The 16,624-nt window shown below is 64.6% G+C and carries 11 protein-coding genes; 7 read left to right on the top strand and 4 right to left on the bottom strand.

What is annotated here, in order from left to right; genetic code table 11:
* Window positions 1-239 precede the first annotated feature (239 nt).
* Together uvrB and AC1VON_RS30410 are read right to left on the bottom strand one after the other, a co-directional pair.
* Window positions 240-3,410, bottom strand: coding sequence for an excinuclease ABC subunit UvrB (gene uvrB / locus AC1VON_RS30415; RefSeq protein ID WP_483125907.1), 3,171 nt, complete (start codon window positions 3,408-3,410; stop codon window positions 240-242).
* A 127-nt stretch (window positions 3,411-3,537) separates the two neighbouring features.
* Complete coding sequence (locus AC1VON_RS30410; RefSeq protein WP_483125906.1) at window positions 3,538-5,166, bottom strand: DUF2778 domain-containing protein; 1,629 nt, start codon at window positions 5,164-5,166, stop codon at window positions 3,538-3,540.
* Between the two features lie 515 nt (window positions 5,167-5,681).
* Here AC1VON_RS30410 and AC1VON_RS30405 point away from each other — a divergent pair.
* The 4 genes from AC1VON_RS30405 to AC1VON_RS30390 all read left to right on the top strand — a co-directional run bounded on the left by AC1VON_RS30405 (window position 5,682) and on the right by AC1VON_RS30390 (window position 10,544).
* Entirely contained in the window at window positions 5,682-6,551 is an 870-nt protein-coding gene (locus tag AC1VON_RS30405; protein ID WP_172348979.1) for a protein-L-isoaspartate O-methyltransferase family protein, read from the top strand.
* Between the two features lie 54 nt (window positions 6,552-6,605).
* Window positions 6,606-9,308: a spermidine synthase family protein gene (locus AC1VON_RS30400; RefSeq protein ID WP_483125905.1), complete on the top strand. Its 2,703-nt coding sequence runs from the start codon at window positions 6,606-6,608 to the stop codon at window positions 9,306-9,308.
* Window positions 9,308-10,243 carry a hypothetical protein gene (locus tag AC1VON_RS30395; RefSeq protein WP_483125904.1) on the top strand — a complete coding sequence of 312 codons (936 nt, stop codon included), beginning with the start codon at window positions 9,308-9,310 and terminating at the stop codon, window positions 10,241-10,243. Before AC1VON_RS30400 ends, AC1VON_RS30395 begins: the two co-directional genes overlap by 1 nt.
* Window positions 10,244-10,388: 145 nt before the next feature.
* A complete protein-coding gene (locus tag AC1VON_RS30390; protein ID WP_483125903.1) occupies window positions 10,389-10,544 on the top strand; it encodes a hypothetical protein in 156 nt (51 codons plus the stop codon).
* A 28-nt stretch (window positions 10,545-10,572) separates the two neighbouring features.
* Here the strand turns inward: AC1VON_RS30390 and AC1VON_RS30385 are convergent, their stop codons facing one another.
* A complete protein-coding gene (locus AC1VON_RS30385) occupies window positions 10,573-11,502 on the bottom strand; it encodes a LysR family transcriptional regulator (protein WP_483125902.1) in 930 nt (309 codons plus the stop codon).
* A gap of 100 nt (window positions 11,503-11,602) precedes the next feature.
* Between AC1VON_RS30385 and AC1VON_RS30380 the strand changes: the two genes are divergently transcribed.
* Window positions 11,603-12,802: a TauD/TfdA family dioxygenase gene (locus AC1VON_RS30380; protein WP_483125901.1), complete on the top strand. Its 1,200-nt coding sequence runs from the start codon at window positions 11,603-11,605 to the stop codon at window positions 12,800-12,802.
* Between the two features lie 286 nt (window positions 12,803-13,088).
* Here AC1VON_RS30380 and AC1VON_RS30375 read toward each other — a convergent pair whose 3' ends face one another.
* A complete protein-coding gene (locus AC1VON_RS30375) occupies window positions 13,089-14,345 on the bottom strand; it encodes a hypothetical protein (RefSeq protein ID WP_172348985.1) in 1,257 nt (418 codons plus the stop codon).
* A 170-nt stretch (window positions 14,346-14,515) separates the two neighbouring features.
* Here AC1VON_RS30375 and AC1VON_RS30370 point away from each other — a divergent pair, with 170 nt between their 5' ends.
* Together AC1VON_RS30370 and AC1VON_RS30365 are read left to right on the top strand one after the other, a co-directional pair.
* Window positions 14,516-15,538, top strand: a complete 1,023-nt coding sequence (locus tag AC1VON_RS30370; protein WP_483125900.1) for a CapA family protein — start codon at window positions 14,516-14,518, stop codon at window positions 15,536-15,538.
* Between the two features lie 130 nt (window positions 15,539-15,668).
* Window positions 15,669-16,619, top strand: a complete 951-nt coding sequence (locus AC1VON_RS30365) for a DUF3137 domain-containing protein (RefSeq protein WP_172348987.1) — start codon at window positions 15,669-15,671, stop codon at window positions 16,617-16,619.
* Window positions 16,620-16,624 lie beyond the last annotated feature (5 nt).

Raw genomic sequence — 16,624 nt, 5'->3', positions numbered from 1 at the left:
CCACGAAGGGCAGACCAAAAAATCGAAGCGGGAAAAAACCCGGACCGTCCCTGGTCAGCCCTGCAAGCTAGCTCGCAGGGCAGAAATCGGGCCACGCTGACGATGGTGACGATGAAACGTAAACACGTGAGCCCTCCTTTCAAGACGTTCGAGTGTTGGGGAGCGATTACACCAAAGGCGGGGGTGGAGGCAAGTGGGGCGCAGTTTCCTTCTCCCACAAGGGGAGAAGGGAAAAAGCGCTACCGCCCCGGCCGACCCGTCTTGCCCGGCCGGCGCTTTTCGCGGCGCGCATCGCCTGGATCCTCGTAAGAGCCGATGCCGGCGCGCTGACGGACGATTGGTTTGCCGTCGCGATCCTTTGCGCCCACCTCTGTCCTGCCGGACATCTCCCCCACGAGGGGGGAGATTGGCTGTGGCTTCGCCGGCAGTTTTCCCTCGACCGGCTTTTCCGTCCGCCGCACCGTCATCTCGTCCAGCGAGTTCTTCTTGAACAGCGGTTTGACCGGCTCTCCGGGAATGCCGAAATCGGAGCCGTGCGCTTCGGACGCCGACTGTTTCTTGAACAGCGAGCGCGACACCGCACCTGCCGGCGTCGGCATGTCGGTGCCTGGGCCCATGTCGTCAATCGATGGTTTGGCGAAGAGCGGCTTCTTCACCGGCACGGCGCCATCGGCGCCCATCTCGTCTAGGGCCGGCTTGCGGAAGAGGTTGGGTCGGCCCGCCTTGGCCGCCTCTTCGGCGGCACGTGCTTCGTCGAGCTTGCGGAAACGCTCCTGCTCCTCCGCCGTACGGTGTTTGGCCACGCCCTTGTTGTGCTTGCCCTTTTCGCGGCCCGAGACCGGGCTCTCCATGTCGGCGTATTTGGCTAGCGGGTCCTCTGAGATCGAGAGTTCCATCTCGCGCAGACGCTTGATCTCGTCGCGGATGCGGGCGGCCTTCTCGAAGTCGAGATTGGCGGCGGCGTCGCGCATCTGCTTCTCCATGGCGTCGAGATGGGCCTTGAGGTTGTTGCCCATCATGGCGCCGGCGCTGTCGGTGAACTGCGAGATGTCGGCGCGGACGTGGTCCTTTTCGTAGACCGAGTCGAGAATATCCGAGATGCGCGACTTGACCGACTCCGGCGTGATGCCGTTGGCCGCATTCCATTCCATCTGCTTTTCGCGGCGGCGGTTGGTCTCGGCCATCGCCCGCTCCATCGAGCCGGTGACCTGGTCCGCATAGAGGATGACCTTGCCGTCGACGTTGCGGGCGGCGCGGCCGATGGTCTGGATCAGCGAGGTCTCCGAACGCAGGAATCCTTCCTTGTCGGCGTCGAGAATGGCGACGAAGCCGCATTCGGGGATGTCGAGGCCCTCGCGCAGAAGGTTGATGCCGACCAGCACGTCGAAGGCGCCGAGGCGCAAATCGCGCAGGATCTCGATGCGCTCGAGCGTGTCGATGTCGGAGTGCATGTAGCGCACGCGCACGCCCTGTTCGTGCAGGTATTCGGTGAGGTCCTCGGCCATGCGCTTGGTCAGCACCGTGACCAGCGTGCGGTAGCCGGCCTTTGTGGTCTCGCGGATCTCGCCGACGACATCGTCGACCTGGCTTTTCGCCGGGCGCACCTCGACCGGCGGGTCGATCAGGCCGGTCGGGCGGATGACCTGCTCGGCGAAGACGCCGCCGGCCTGCTCCATTTCCCAGCCGCCCGGAGTTGCCGAAACCGCGACGGAGAGCGGGCGCATGGCGTCCCATTCCTCGAAGCGCAGCGGCCGGTTGTCCATGCAGGACGGCAGGCGGAAGCCATATTCGGCCAGCGTCGCCTTGCGCCTGAAGTCGCCGCGATACATGCCGCCAATCTGCGGCACGGTGACGTGGCTTTCGTCGATGAAGACCAGCGCATTGTCGGGAATGTACTCGAACAGGGTCGGCGGCGGATCGCCCGGCTGGCGGCCGGTGAGGTAGCGCGAATAGTTCTCGATGCCGGCGCAGGAGCCGGTGGCTTCCAGCATTTCGAGGTCGAAACGGGTGCGCTGCTCCAGCCGCTGTGCTTCGAGCAGGCGGCCGGCCCGCTCCAGCTCCACCAGCCGGTGCTTGAGTTCTTCCTTGATCGACTTGATCGCCTGGTTCAGCGTCGGGCGCGGCGTCACATAGTGCGAGTTGGCGTAGATCTTGACGCTTTTCAGCTCGCCGGTCTTCTGGCCGGTCAACGGGTCGAACTCGGTGATCTGTTCGATCTCGTCGCCGAACATCGAGATGCGCCAGGCGCGATCTTCCAAGTGGGCGGGAAAGATCTCGATCGTGTCGCCACGCACGCGGAACGAGCCGCGCACGAAATTGATGTCCTGGCGCTTGTATTGCTGGGCAACGAGATCGGCGAGCAGCGCGCGCTGGTCGAGCCGGTCGCCGATCTGCATCTGGAAGGTCATCGCCGTATAGGTCTCGACCGAGCCGATACCGTAGATGCAGGACACCGAGGCGACGATGATGACGTCATCGCGCTCGAGCAGAGACCGCGTCGCCGAATGGCGCATGCGGTCGATCTGCTCGTTGATCGAGGATTCCTTCTCGATGAAGGTATCGGTGCGCGGGACGTAGGCTTCCGGCTGGTAGTAGTCGTAGTAGGAGACGAAATACTCCACCGCGTTGTCGGGAAAGAACTTCTTGAACTCGGAATAGAGCTGCGCGGCCAGCGTCTTGTTAGGTGCCAGGATCAAGGCGGGGCGCTGCGTCTCCTCGATCACCTTGGCCATGGTGAAGGTCTTGCCGGAGCCAGTGACGCCAAGCAGTACCTGGGTGCGGTCGTTGTTGTCGACGCCTTCGACAAGATCCTTGATCGCGGTCGGCTGGTCGCCGGCCGGTTCGAAATCCGACACCATCTTGATGGCGATGCCGCCCTCGGACTTTTCCGGCCGGGCGGGACGGTGCGGTGTCCAGAGGACGCCGTCCTTGTGCAGCGGATTGCCGGATTCGATCAGCGCCGACAGAGCGGCGACCGTCGCGGTGACGCCGCTCGACGTCATCGTCTCGGCTTCTTCCAGCGAAACATCGAGGCCGGCGACCGGATTGAGACCCGCCGCCGCGCGTTCGCGGGCGGTGGCCGCGCCGCCCATCGAGGTGCCGCGCGCGGTGCGTCCGGGCGCGGCGGAGCGTTCGGGGATCTTCTTCGACGGCTTTGGCGATTTGCCGCCGTCGCCCTTGCCGATCTGGCGGCCTTCGCGTTCTGCCTCCTGTTCGATCTGCTCGGCCCAGTCGGCGATCGAACCGGTCAGCGGCGTGCCCGACAGTTCGGGCTGCGGCATCTCGGCGAACCCGCCTCTGTGCAGCGGCTCCGAGGCGTCGAGGAAATCGGTCAGCGGGCTGCGCCGCTTCGGCGCGGCGCGGTCGGCATCCGCCGTCGGCGGCGTTCTCTTATCGGGGGATTTGGCCATGACCTGAATATGGGAGGTCTTGGCGAAAATGGAAAGAGCGCGATGAGGCAAGCCGCATGCCCGGATGCAGCTCCTGACAGAAGGCTGTCAGGAGGAGGCAGTGCCATGGATTACCTGCCTGTCGCGGTCAGGCGCCGCGTGCGTTGTCCGCCGCCACGCGGGTCGGCGATCCGTTCAGGCGCGGCACCACGACGAGGCGCGTAACCTTGCCCTTCTTGAAGGCGGCGAGGAAGCGGGCGTAGTCGCGGAAGACGACGCAGCCATTGGACTCGGCGCGGCCGCCGCGCAGCATGTAGGTGTGGGCAAGCAGGCCGTCGCGGTTGTATTTGTTGCCGCCACCGACCGGGGTCAGGCGCAGGGCCTCGACGCCATGGAAGCGCGATTCACGCAGCGACAGATTGTAGGTGTTGGGCGGCGTCGGACCACGATCCTTGACGTGGACATAGCGCGGCTGGTCGACCATGGCGCCGAGGCCCGAATGTGCCTCGAGCCGCTGGCCGTCGGGCATGTAAACGGTCTTGGCGCTGATGTCATAGACGGCGACGCCGTGGCCGGCTCCGCTTCCGGCGCTCGGCCCGTTGAACAGGTTCCTGAACGCCTGGCCAAGGCCGCCAGAGGGCGTGTCCGGCTTGGCGTAGGCCAGCACGTCGCCGCCTTCGCCAGACCGGCCGGCCCGGGCTGGCCTTGCCGGCTGGGCTTGCTGGACCGGCTTTGCCTGCGGCGCTGGCTTCTGCTGGGCGAGCTTGGGCTGAGCAATCTTGGGCTGCGAAGCCGGCTCATCCTGTTCCACGGCCTTGGGTTGCGGCGCGTCATATTGCGGGCGATGGGTCGGCAGCGGCACGTCGTCGGTCAGCGCATCCGGCAAGGAGGCGGCGTCGCCGGGCTGTTCCTGCTGGGTCTCGACAGGCGCAACCGCGACATCGGCGGGGGATTCAGTCATCGGCAGCGGCGAGGCAAATGCTTCGTCCTCGACGGGCATCGACTCCACGAGGGCCAGCGCCAGTTGCGTGTTGTCAGGCGTCTCCGACTGCGCAAAGCCCATTGGCGCGGGCGCGGTCTGCACGACAACCGAACCGGTATCGGCAGGAGCGAAGCGTTCCGCCGCCGGAGCCGGCATGTCATCAGACAGGCTGGCCATGACCTGAACGGAGGGCACCAGCGATGCCTCGGTAATCTGCGGCGCGGCCTTGGAAATCACCGGGCGGGCGTCGGCCGTGGCAACAGGCTTGCCGGCACCGGCAAAGGCGGCGGCAAGCCTGGTCGGCGACAGCGATGCTTCCACGCGTTCGAAACGCTCCTGCGCCTTCGACTTCACAATTGGCTGTTCTGGCTTTGCCTGCGCCACGAGGCGTGCGGATTTCTCCGCCAGCGGGCTCACGCTGGCCAGCTTGAAGCAACTGGCGCCGCATTGCACGGCGTGGTCGTGCAGCGCCTGCGCGCCGCCATGGGCATTGGCGAGCACGAAGGGCGCCGAGGATCTGAGGAAATGCTGCTTCAACGGATCGGCCAGCGCCAGCGAGCCAGGCATGGACAGCGTCTGCGGCAGGCCGCCCGATGTCGCCGACAGCGAGGCGCCGACGGAACTGAGGCCGGCCATGGTGCCGATCAGCCAGAGGCCGACGGCAGCGCTGACACCGGGCACCGCGACCCAGCGGACGATCCGTTGCGGGTTGAAGGAAGGGGTGCGCGGCGCATCGACGAGCTCTCCGCCCTCGCGCTGGTCCCAGATCATTTTTCGTTTACTCGACAACGCCATGCAACCAATCTTGCTCCAATCGGTTTTCCCCGTACGTGGCCTTGTCAGCCGCGACGACCATTCTGTGAGTGATCCCAGGTGGTCCCCGACGCGTTTGCCGCGCCTGTCGTTGGTTGCCGATTGCTTCAAAATATGGACAAAGTTGGTTAACCAATCCCTCTCAAAACCAACCAAGAGACGTGGACTTTGTGCCAAAAAAGGCTCGTCCACGATCATGCACGCGGTATTGCAGCCCTTCCGAAGCAAGTTTGCTGCCTGTTTTTGGCGGCCGAGTCAAGCAAAACGGCCTGCGCCAAATCTGCAAAAAGCCACCCGGGGTCCCGCCTGGCGAGGGTGCTTGGCGACCGTTTCAGCTGAAAAAGGCCCTGTCGACCGGCCAAACTGTTGCCCTCCTGCCACAAAATCCCTGGCCAGGCGGCTGTCTTTCGACGGCCATTGACTCGTTTTGGGAGGCGGTGCAATCGGATTAAGTGCTTGGTTTTGGGGTGGCAAAGGCCACTTTTGGAGGCTTTTCCATGAAGCGTCGGGACTTCTTGGCGCTGTCGGCGGGTGCTGCGGCGTTTTCCATTCTTCCGACCTCGGTCAGGGCCAATGTGCCGGTTCCCTACGACCGCAACGCCGAACTCCCATTCAACGACAAAAAATCGTTCATCGACTGGATGGTGGCCAATCGGGGGGAGGATCCGAAGTTCCTAGCCGAGCGATTCGATCGCTTCCAGATCATGGTCTACAACAAGGACGTGCTGGACGACCGCAACAAGCGCGCTTTCCTCGCCACTCCGCGCGAGGAATTCGTGCTGCCGCAGAATCTGGCGCGCGCCTATGATCATGCCTTCCTCGACATCGGCTACGGCGTGACCATTTCCGGCCCGCACCTCGTCGGGCGCATGACGACGGCTATCGACGTGCAGTTTGGCGAAGCCGTGCTCGAGGTCGGCACCGGCTCCGGCTACCAGTCGGCCTATCTGGCCAATCTCACCGACAAGGTACACACGATCGAGATCATCAATCCGCTGGCACAGCGCACCCGCCGCACCTATGACGCCCTGATCGATCGCGGCTACAGCGTGTTCGGCTCCGTCACCAGCCGCAGTGCCGACGGCTATTATGGCTGGGAGAGCGTCGGCCCGTTCGACAAGATCATCGTCACCTGCGGCATCGACCACATCCCGCCGTCGCTGCTGCAGCAGCTCAAGCCCAACGGCGTCATGGTCATTCCGGTCGGTCCGCCGGGCGCCCAGCACGTGCTCAAGGTGATCAAGCAGCAACTCGCCGACGGCACGTTCAACATCGTCCGCTCGGACATCTACAATGGCAAGGTGGTGCCGTTCGTGCCGTTCACCAAGCTGGAAGGCGACCAGATCGTCGGCACGCACAACGGATGAGTTGGCGCGCCGGTCCAAGCCTGTTGAGCTGAACCGCCGCATCAAGGGGCTTGAATGACGGCTGTCGTATCGACCTCTCGGCCAAGCATCGCCTCGCTCGAGGCGCCGCGGCTCGCGCACTATCTGGCGGTCGGGCTGATCGCCGGCGCCATCGTCGCGCTGCAGATCGCTGTGATGCGCGTCTTCGCTGTCGGCAGTTGGTCGCATTTCGGCTCGCTGGTGGTCAGCCTCGCCATGCTCGGCTTCTCGCTGTCCAGCGTCGTTATCTTCGCCGGCAAGGGCTGGTTCGACCGCCATTGGCAAGGGGCCGCCACGGCGGCCCTGCTGCTGATCGGCCCGCTCGCGGTCGGCTCCAACCTCATTGCCCAGACAGTGCCGTTCAACGCCATCTTCCTGGTTTCCGACCCCGAGCAGAAATGGCGGCTCCTGGCGAATTTCCTGCTCTATCTCCTGCCTTTCCTGGCCGGCGCGTTCTTTCTCGGCATCGTCTTCCTGAAAAGCCGCACCGCCTTCGGCCGCGTCTATTTCGCCGACCTTACCGGCTCGGGGCTGGCCGGCCTCGTGGTTCTGGTGTCGCTTTATCTGTTCGCGCCGGAAACCATCATCGTCGTGCCGCTGCTGCTGTGGGCGGCCGGGTCGCTGCTGTGGTTCTTCGCCTTTGGCGCCTGGAAAAGCGTTGTCGCAGGGGTTGTCGTGGCGGCGCTGTCGATCGCCGGTTACCTCATGCTGCCAGGCTGGCTCGGCATCCCCGACATCGCCGTGTCGCAGTACAAGGGTGTCGCCTATGCCCGTAACTTCCCGGACGGCAAACGTATCTACCGCAGCGTCTCGCCCTTCGGCGACCTGCAGGTCTATGCCAGCTCCTACATGCATTTCGCGCCGGGCCTGAGCGACAATGCCGCCTTCGGCATGCCCGAGGTTCCCGCCAACACTTATGTCGGCATGTACCGCGACGGCGACGGGCCGGAAGGCATCATGCGCAATCTGGCGCCGGCTGAGCAGGTCTATTTCCGCTACCTGCCGATGCACTATCCCTATGTCATCAAGGACAAGCCCAAGACATTCGTGGTGCAGTTCGGCGGCGGTATCTCGACGCAGGCCGCGCTCAATGCCGGCTCGACCTCGGTGACCGTCGCCGAGAGCAACCCGATGACGCTGCGGGCGTTCCGGGATCCTGTTCTGAAGGACGTCACCGGCGATATCCTGGCCGAGCCGCGGCTCAAGGTGATCGACTATGACGGGCGTCTGTTCCTCGCCAACACGACAGAGCGCTACGACGTCATCGATCTCAGTCTGGCAGACAGCGTCGGCCTGTCCAATCCGGGCGGCTTCGCCATTTCGGAGAAATACGCCTACACGCATGAGGCGATGTTGAGCTACATGCACGCGCTGGCCGATGGGGGCGTGCTGTCGGTCACCTTGTGGAACAAGGAAGAGCCGCCGAAATCGGTGCTGAAGCTCTATTCGACCGTTGCCGAGGCAGCGAAAACCTTCGACCCGCAAGGCGCTGCCAACGATATCTTCGCCGTGTCGAGTTACCTGTCGACCACGACTGTGCTGTTCAAGCGCGGCGGCTTCAGCGAGGCCGAAATCAAGACGCTGCGCGACTACACCAGGTCGATGTCCTGGGAAGAGGTCTATTATCCAGGAATGGTTTATGACGGTTCGGGCGCGCAAAAGGTACTCGATGATTACCGCGCCTCGATCTTCGGCAGCGGACAGGACGCGACGCTGACGCAGCCCGCCGACGCGACCGCGCCAGCCGACGCTACCGCGCCCGCAAACCCCGACTGCGATCCGACGGCGCCTGCCGATCCGACGCTCGACGCCTGCGCGGGCGCCGGCGGCGATACCGGCCCGCAGGTGCTGCCGGCGACGGAACTGCAGCGCATGGCATGGCACGCGCTTTTGACCGGCGGCTGGGAGAAGCTGGCCAGCGATTACGTCTTCGATGTGCGGGCGCTCAGCAACGACCAGCCCTATTTCGCTGCCTATGTGAAGGTCGCCGACCTGCCGCGCACGCTGGACCGGCTCGACCTGTTCCAGGACGATTGGGGCTATCTGTTGATCTGGGCGACGCTCGGCATCGCCTGCATCACCGCGGCATCGCTGGTGCTGCTGCCGGTCCTCTTCGGCTGGCGCATCGTGTTCTCGCGCTCGCGCGGCAAGCTCGGCACCATCCTCTATTTCGCCTGTCTGGGCCTCGGCTACATCATGGTCGAGGTCGGGTTGATCAGCCGCTTCACCGTGGCGCTCGCCAATCCGACCGTGTCGGCCTCGGTGCTGATCTCCTCGATGCTGGTGTTTTCCGGGCTCGGCAGCCTGTTCGCCGAGCGCATCTTCGACCGCGCCAGGACGCTGCTGCCCGTTGTGCTGCTGGCTGTCTGCGTGCTGCTGCTCACCTATGGCTTCTATCTGTCGCCGGTGCTCGACCGGATCGGCGCCTATCCCTATGCGGTGCGGCTGCTGCTCTGCTTCCTGCTGGTGTCGCCGCCGGCCTTCCTGATGGGCATGCCTATGGCCACCGCCATGACCTGGCTGGCGCGGCTCGGCAAGGAGCATCTTTTCGTCTGGGCGTGGGGCATCAATGGCTGTTTCTCGGTCATCGGCTCCGCTGCCGTGCCGATCATCGCCACCAGCTTCGGGCTGAGCGCCGTGCTGCAATGGTCGGCGATCGCCTATCTCATCGCCATCCCCGCCTTCTTCGCCGTGCTGTTGCCGTCGAAGGCGCCTGATGTGCGGCTGGTGGCGGCCTGATGCCGGACCGGCGCGCCATCGTTGCCGGACTGCTGGCCACGGCCGCGTTTCCGGTGGCAAGCCAGGGGGCGCGCTTACACAAGACCATCTCGACCATCGTGCCGTTCAAGGCGTCACCCTTTCCCTACCGGGGCAAGCTGCCCGATGGCTCCGCGCCGTTTCTCGACGTGACGGCGGCGGACGGAAGGCGCGGCCACACCTCACCGCGCGGCGGCGTCTATTGGGAAGATGAGACCTATTCCGACCGCTCGACGCTGCTGGCCGTGCCAAAAGGGTTCGATCCGGCAAAGCCGGCGGTCATCGTCGTATTCTTCCATGGCAACGGGGCAACCTTGCAGCGCGATGTCGTCGGCCGCCAGCGGGTCGTCTCGCAGGTCGCGGCGTCCGGCCTCAACGCCGTGCTGGTGGCGCCGCAATTCGCCAGCAATGCGCAGGATTCCAGCGCCGGCAATTTCTGGACGCCGGGTTATTTTGCGAAATTCATGGCAGAGGCGGCGCAAGGCCTGGCCAAATTGAGCGGTGCCAAGACGGCAAGGTTCGACGCCATGCCGGTGGTGCTGGTCGCCTATAGCGGCGGCTACAACCCGACCGCTTTCGTGCTCAGGAATGGCGACATCAGTGCACGCCTGTTCGGCGTCATCCTGCTCGACGCCGTCTTCGACGAGGCCGACATTTTCGCCAACTGGGTCGCGCAGCACCGGAAGCGTTTCTTCGTCAGCGCCTATGGCAAATCCTCGGCCTCCGGCAATGCCGAGATCAGGCAGTTGCTGGCGGGCCAGGGCATCAACGCCAGTTCCGATCCGCCCCGCAGCCTCGAAGCCGGCACTATCGCGTTGCTTGCCTCCGATGCCGCGCACGACACGTTCGTCACCCGCGCCTTCGTCGGCAACCCGGTGCAGTGGTTGCTTGCCCGGCTGCACGGGTTCCAGCGCTAGATTTGGAGGCTCAATTCCCGGCCATGCTCCTGACCGCCATCGTCATTGCCCAGATATTGGACCCGCTCAGGATCCTGCTGGTCGGGATCGCCTATTTCCTCAGCCGGGTGGCCAAGCGGCCAAGCGTGGCTGGCTTGGATTGTTCGTGGCGATTGTCGTTATAGCCGCCGGATTTCCGTTCATGGTCTTTGGCCAGTCCGGCGATATCGCCTGGACGACCGCCGCGATCGGCGTGATCTCGAACGCGCTCATAGCCGGCGCGGTGGCCGGGCTTCTACGGCTCCAGAGGCTGTTTTTCTAAGGCGCGCCGGGCGACATGCATTGGAGTTTCATCGCGGCAGGGCGCCATCGATGCCGGCGCCGGCCGCCGCCAGAAGCGCCGCCGCCACCGTCGCGGCGTGGCGCGCCTTCGGGCCGTGCTCGGGCCACACGATGCGACGCCCTATGGTCAGTGCCGGTACTTCGCGCGCGATCTCGACGAGGTGGCCCGCGTCGAGATGGCGGCGCAGCACCAGTTCGCTGGCCAGCAACGCACCCATGCCGGCGATCGCCGCTTGCGCGGCGACGATCGTCAAACCGAAGCGCGGACCCTGGTCGATGTCCTTCCTTTGTCGCGCCGCCACGACGAACCAGTCCCGCCAGGTGGGATAGACATCGTCGCCCATCATCGGGTCGATGTGCAGCAGCGGCATCCTGTCCAGCACTTCGGCCCTGTCCGTCCCGGCACGATCCTGGACCAGCGCCGGTGCGCAGGCGGGGATGACCCGTTCGGTGAAGAGGTCGAGTGCGGCGATGTCAGATGCCGATCCCTTGCGGTAGCTGATGGCGAGGTCGATACCTTCCTCAGCCATGGCATCGAGCGCAACGGAAGCGACGATGCGAACCTCGAGCCGCCGCAAGGCCGGCCGCACCATGGCCAGGCGCGGCGCCAGCCAGAGCGAAGCGAAAGACGGATCGGCCGAGATGGTGAAGGTTTCGGCCTGGCGTTCGAAGCGCAGCCGGCGCATGCCGGAGGCCAGCGCATCGAAGGCGCGATCGATATCGGGCAAGGCGGCCTCGGCGGCACGGGTGAGCACGATGCCGTTGCCCTCGCGCCGGACCAGATTGACGCCGAGTCGCTCTTCCAGCTGCCGGATCTGGTGGCCGACAGCGCCGGGCGTGACGCCCAACTCTTCGGCCGCGCGCGTCAAACTGCCGGCCCTGGCGGCGGCCACCAGCGCCCGCAACCCCGACAGCGGTAAATCCCTAAGCGTCGTCATGTTTTGAATTTACCTCAAAACCTGGAGAAGGGAACTCGTTTGAGTGCGGGACTTTCCTTGCCTAGGCTGGTCGAGGAAATTCAACCGCAGGGGAAGCCAGATGCTCGACACGCCAAAGCAACAGCAAAGACATGCCGTCGCGCCAATCCGCGCCATGCGCGCGGAAGGCGCACGCATTGCCGTCGAATTGGCGGACGGCCGATCGGCAAAACTCTCGACGCGCTGGCTGCGGCTGGCCTGCGAATGCGGGCAATGTGGCGACACCGCCTCGGGCAAGAGGTGGCTGACGCCGGCCGATGTCGACAAGGCAATCCATGCAGAAAGTTTCGATGTCTCCGTGCCGGGGCAGGTCACGGCCATCTGGCAGGACGGGCATGTGTCGCATTACGATCCGACCTTCCTGGCGGGTCATGCCGGCGGCTCGGGTCCGGGCCGTTTCACGCCGCAAATGTGGAACAACGATCTCACCGCACGGCTCGGCCGCTTCGCCTTCGACGCGGTGGTCGCGGAGGACGAAGCGCTATTCCAGTCGCTCCGGGCGCTAAGGGATCAAGGCATAGCGATGCTGATCGGCGTTCCGGCCGAGACGGAAGCAACCGCGCGGGTCGCCGGCCGCTACGGGCCGATCCGCGAGACGAGTTACGGCAAGGTGTTCGACCTCATCTCGCGGCCGGATGCGCGGGTGGCGGGCGAGACGGCGCGGGCGCAGATCCCGCACACGGACGAGCCGTTCCGCTACGCGCCGCCGGGCTTCATCTTCTTCCACGCCATCCGCACGGGCGCCGGCGCCGGCGGCACGTCGCTGATGGTCGACGGCTTTCATGTCGCCGAACGGATGCGGACGCGCACGCCCGACCTGTTCGATCTCTTGACGCGGCACGGTGTTACCTTTCACCGCGAACATGAAGGCGAGGTTTTCTTCAGCGCCGAGGCGCATGTCATCAGCCTCGATGCGGCAGGCGCGGTCACCGGCATCCGCTACAATGACCGCTGCCTGGCGCCGCAATGGGCACCTCTGGACCGGATCGATGGGTTGATCGAAGCGCTGGCCGAACTGACGCGGCTGATCTGCGATCCCCAGAACCAGTTCCAGCACCAGTTGCAGCCCGGCGAAGTGCTGGTCTTCGACAACCAGCGCGTCCTACATGGCCGCAGTGCTTTCGATCCGACATTGGCGGTGCGGCATCTGAGAAGCTGCAACATCGACCGCGACGGTGTGCACAGTGCGTTTCGGACACTGGCCAGACGGTTTGCGCCGGAAGAGGCGGAGGCGGTTTTATACCAAGGAGCTATTTTCTAGGTGCCGTCCATCGTTCGCTATTATCGCAAACGCTGGAGCTTGGCCGAAGCCTAACCAGCTTCGTCATCCGAGGGCGAAGCAGCCGCGCAGCGGCGTCGCCTACACCCTGGGATCCATGCCGCGATGTCCGCCGAGGAACGCAGCGGTTCAGAACAAATAGCCCTGTGACCGGCGCAGCAGAATAGAGTCTGCACTGCTGCGTCGCTTTGATGTCCCGGCATGGATCCTCGGGTCTACGCCGCGTCGCTTCGCTCCTTGCTTCGCCCCAGGATGACGATGGCGCCGCTCAGTTGAACCACAGCGCGAACGTCAAAAACCCGCCGCCACCGAACTCGCGCTGGATCTGGTCGAAATCCTCGCTGGTCAGGATCCTGCCGCTTTCGAGGTAGGGCGCGATGCCGGGGCCAGTAATCGACAGCACCAGGTCGAAGGGCTTGGGTTCGTCGAAGAAGCGCTTCATGTTGATGCCCTTGCCGGTGATACGGAAATGCGGCAGCAGCGCCCGGCCTTCGAGCAGGTCCTCGGCCATGGTCAAGGCGGCGAGCCAAGCTTGCACCTGTTCCTCGCCGACTTCGAGGCCCGTCAGCGGGTTCTCTCCCTTTTGTTGCGGACCGGGCAGCCATTCGCGGTCATTGTCGGTCTCGGCGCGGATCGCCTTCCAGTCCTCGCGCGACAACCGGATCATTTCGAGCAATTCCTGGCGCGCCGCCTTGCGGCGTTCCGGCTCGACCACCGGCCAGTTGATCATGTGCACCATCGAGATGAAATCGGCGATGCGCCATTCCGAGGAGAAGATGTTCGACCCCATCTCGCTCGGCGGCGGCACGAGAATATCCTGCAGCGGCAGCTTGGCGCGCGGGAACAGCATGTGGAACGAGCCGTCGAAAGTGCTCCTGAAATCATGCGCCAGCCAGAAATCGGCCTGCGCCATCAGGAACTCGGCATAGCCCTGCAGCCAGTAGCCGTCGGCGCGGTCGAAGCGGAAGGTGAGCGCGGGTGCGCTATCGCCTTGCGAGATACTGCCACGCGACAGCGCGGCCATGATGGCCGCCATGCTCTCATCCGGGGCGATGGTGCCGTCCTCGTTGAGGTCGATGCCGACATGGGTGAGGTCGATGACCATGCCGATATCGGCATTGGCCGGAACCGAGCCCAGCGTCGCGGCGGATTTTTCCAGCCGGTCGCGGAAGGCAACCAGTATGGCGCGGAACTCTTCATAGGTCAGCGGCTCGGGGTTTGGGTTTGATGGCACCGGCAGCTGCATCAGCGGCAGCATGAAGGATTGCGGGCTTTCGAAACCGTGGCGATGAAGGCCGCTGGCGAGCAACTCCAGTGCGGTGAAAAATTCGCCGGCGCCGGCGGCATAGGACGATGCCGGATCTTTCGCCGCGGCGGCCTCCAACGTCGACAGGGCGCTGTCGCGCGCGGCCACGGTCTTCGCCTCGAACAGCGCGGTTGCCGCTTCGGGCATGGCGGCGCCGGCGGAAGACAAGGGCAAAAGCACAATGAAGGCGGATGCCAGCAGGCTTGCTATTCGTGTCATCTTTCCCCTCCCAAGCATTTGTCGCCGACAATCATACACAGATTTGGGCTATTTGAGGCATCGCGCCTGTCAGCGCCAATGCACTGTCCACTTCGTTGCATGATTGTCGAGGGATGTGCTTCTACCCGCCTTCCGGAGCGTCTACACAAAGGCAAACGATTGGGCATTGCGTGTCGAACTATCCGCTTTCCTACAAACTGTCATGGCTGCCGCGTTTCCTGAAACCGTCGCTTGGCGGCGACGGCAACGGGTTTGCGCCGATGGCGGGGACGTTGATGGAGCCGCCGCCGGGAGAGACGGTGCGGCTTGCCTTCATAGGCGACATCTCGGCGGTGGCCAACAGCCGTGCGCCGGACTGCGACCCGGCGATCAAGGCGCTGCTCGGCGGCGCCGACCTTGTGATCGGCAATTGCGAAAGCCCTGTCGTGGACAGGCCAAGCGCGGTGCTGGGCACGAGGCTCGGCACGCACCATGCGATGAACGAGCGGTTTCTGGCCGAGGCGCTCGCCGCGACCGGTCTTGCGCGCGAAAAGCTCGTGCTTTCGCTGGCCAACAATCATGTGCTCGACCAAGGCGTCGCGGGTTTCGACGAGACTGTGGCGGCGCTGAAGCGGCTCGGCATCCGCACCATCGGCCTGGCCGCCAATGGCCCGGCACAGACAGTCAAGGTGGGCCCGCTGGATGTCGGCCTGGCGGCCTTCACGCTGTGGCGCAATGCAGATGAGAGCCTGTTTGCCGGGCGTGTGTCGATGGGCAGCGATCTGGCCGGCTGGCCGCGCGTCGATCTTCTCTGCGCGGTGCCGCATTGGGACTGGGAGTTCCGGCATTTTCCGCGCGCCGGGACGCGGGCTTTGGCCAGGCGCCTGGCCGAGCAGGGTGTCGGGCTGATCGCCGGCCACCATTCGCATGTGGTGCAGCCGGTGGAGCGGATCGGCGACGCGATCGTCGCTTACGGGCTCGGCGATTTCCTTGGCACCGCCTTGGCGCGACAGCCATGGCCGGGGCGCATTGGCGGGATCTTCGTCGTCGATGTCAGTGCCGATGCCGAGACGCGTGGTGCGATTGCCTCTTACCGGCTGCATCCGTTCGTGCGGCTGCGGGGCGGTGATCATGAGCAACTGGTGCCGGTGGAGGGGCTTGAGGGTGCGATGAGGGGAAAGGTTGAAAGACGGCTGAGAGCAATCTTTCCTTAGCGCTGCAAGCGACGACACTATTCTACGGGCGAACATTTGTTGGAGAGAGCCTGCAGTCGATACCTCACGCAAAACCAGCTATCATGAACCTGTCGAGGCAGCGGGGGTGGCGGTGGAAACAGCGGATTTCATGCCTGATGAAACTGTCATCGCCGGCATCCGGAAGAATATCGAGGCCTATGAGGCGGCGCGGGCCTCGGCGGTGCGGCAGGTGCGCTGGCGGGTGCCGCTGTTCGTCGGCCTGACATTGGTGGCCGTGGTGGTGATCGCCTGGCTGTTCAACAAGGTCGCCGATCCCAACGAGCAATGGTTCTCGACGCCGCATGTGTTCCTCTATGTCATCGGATTCGCCGCTTCGATCCTGCTCTACTTCCAGGCCATCAAGCCGGCGACGCGGCTGCAGCAATCGTTCCGCGACACGTTGCTGCCGATCATCTTCGGCTTCATCCGCGAGGTGCGTTACCAGCGTGGCGGCAGGCCGAACTCGTTCGACCGGCTGCCGCGCGAGGCGGTCGGGGCTTTCAACCGGCAATCGTTCGACGATGTCGTTTCCGGCCGCTACGAAGAGTTTCCATTCGAGCTTTACGAGGCGGAACTGCGGGAAGGGACCGGCAAGGGCTCATCGACGGCCTTCAAGGGCGTCATCGTCGCCTTCGAGGCTGTCGAGCCGTTCCCGGGAATCCTGGTGGCGACGCGGCGCACCAACGCTGTCGTCGGCTTCTTCCGCGGCCTGTTCGGGTCCAAGCTGCAGGAGCTGTCATCGGGCGAGCCCTTGCTTGATGCCGCCTATGAATTCCGCACCGACAATCTCGAGGCGGCGCGGCCGCTGGTGACCGGTCGGCTGGCGCAGGCGTTGAAATGGCTCGGTGAAACCTGGCCGGACGACCCGGCTCGCGTCGGGCTCAATGGCGGCGACGGTTTCCTGCTGTTGCCGCAAGCGAAGAACTTCTTCGAACTGCCAGAGATTTCGGTGCCGCTCGACTACACCAGGCATGTGGCGCCGATGATCTCCGACATGGGCGCCATGCTGGCGACGGCCGCACTGGTGCGCAAGATCGGGGTGAAGGACGAAGCCAGTTAGCCGGC

Source organism: Mesorhizobium sp. HAY1-8B (genome assembly GCF_056868045.1).
This window is presented reverse-complemented; position numbering and strand designations above follow the sequence as displayed.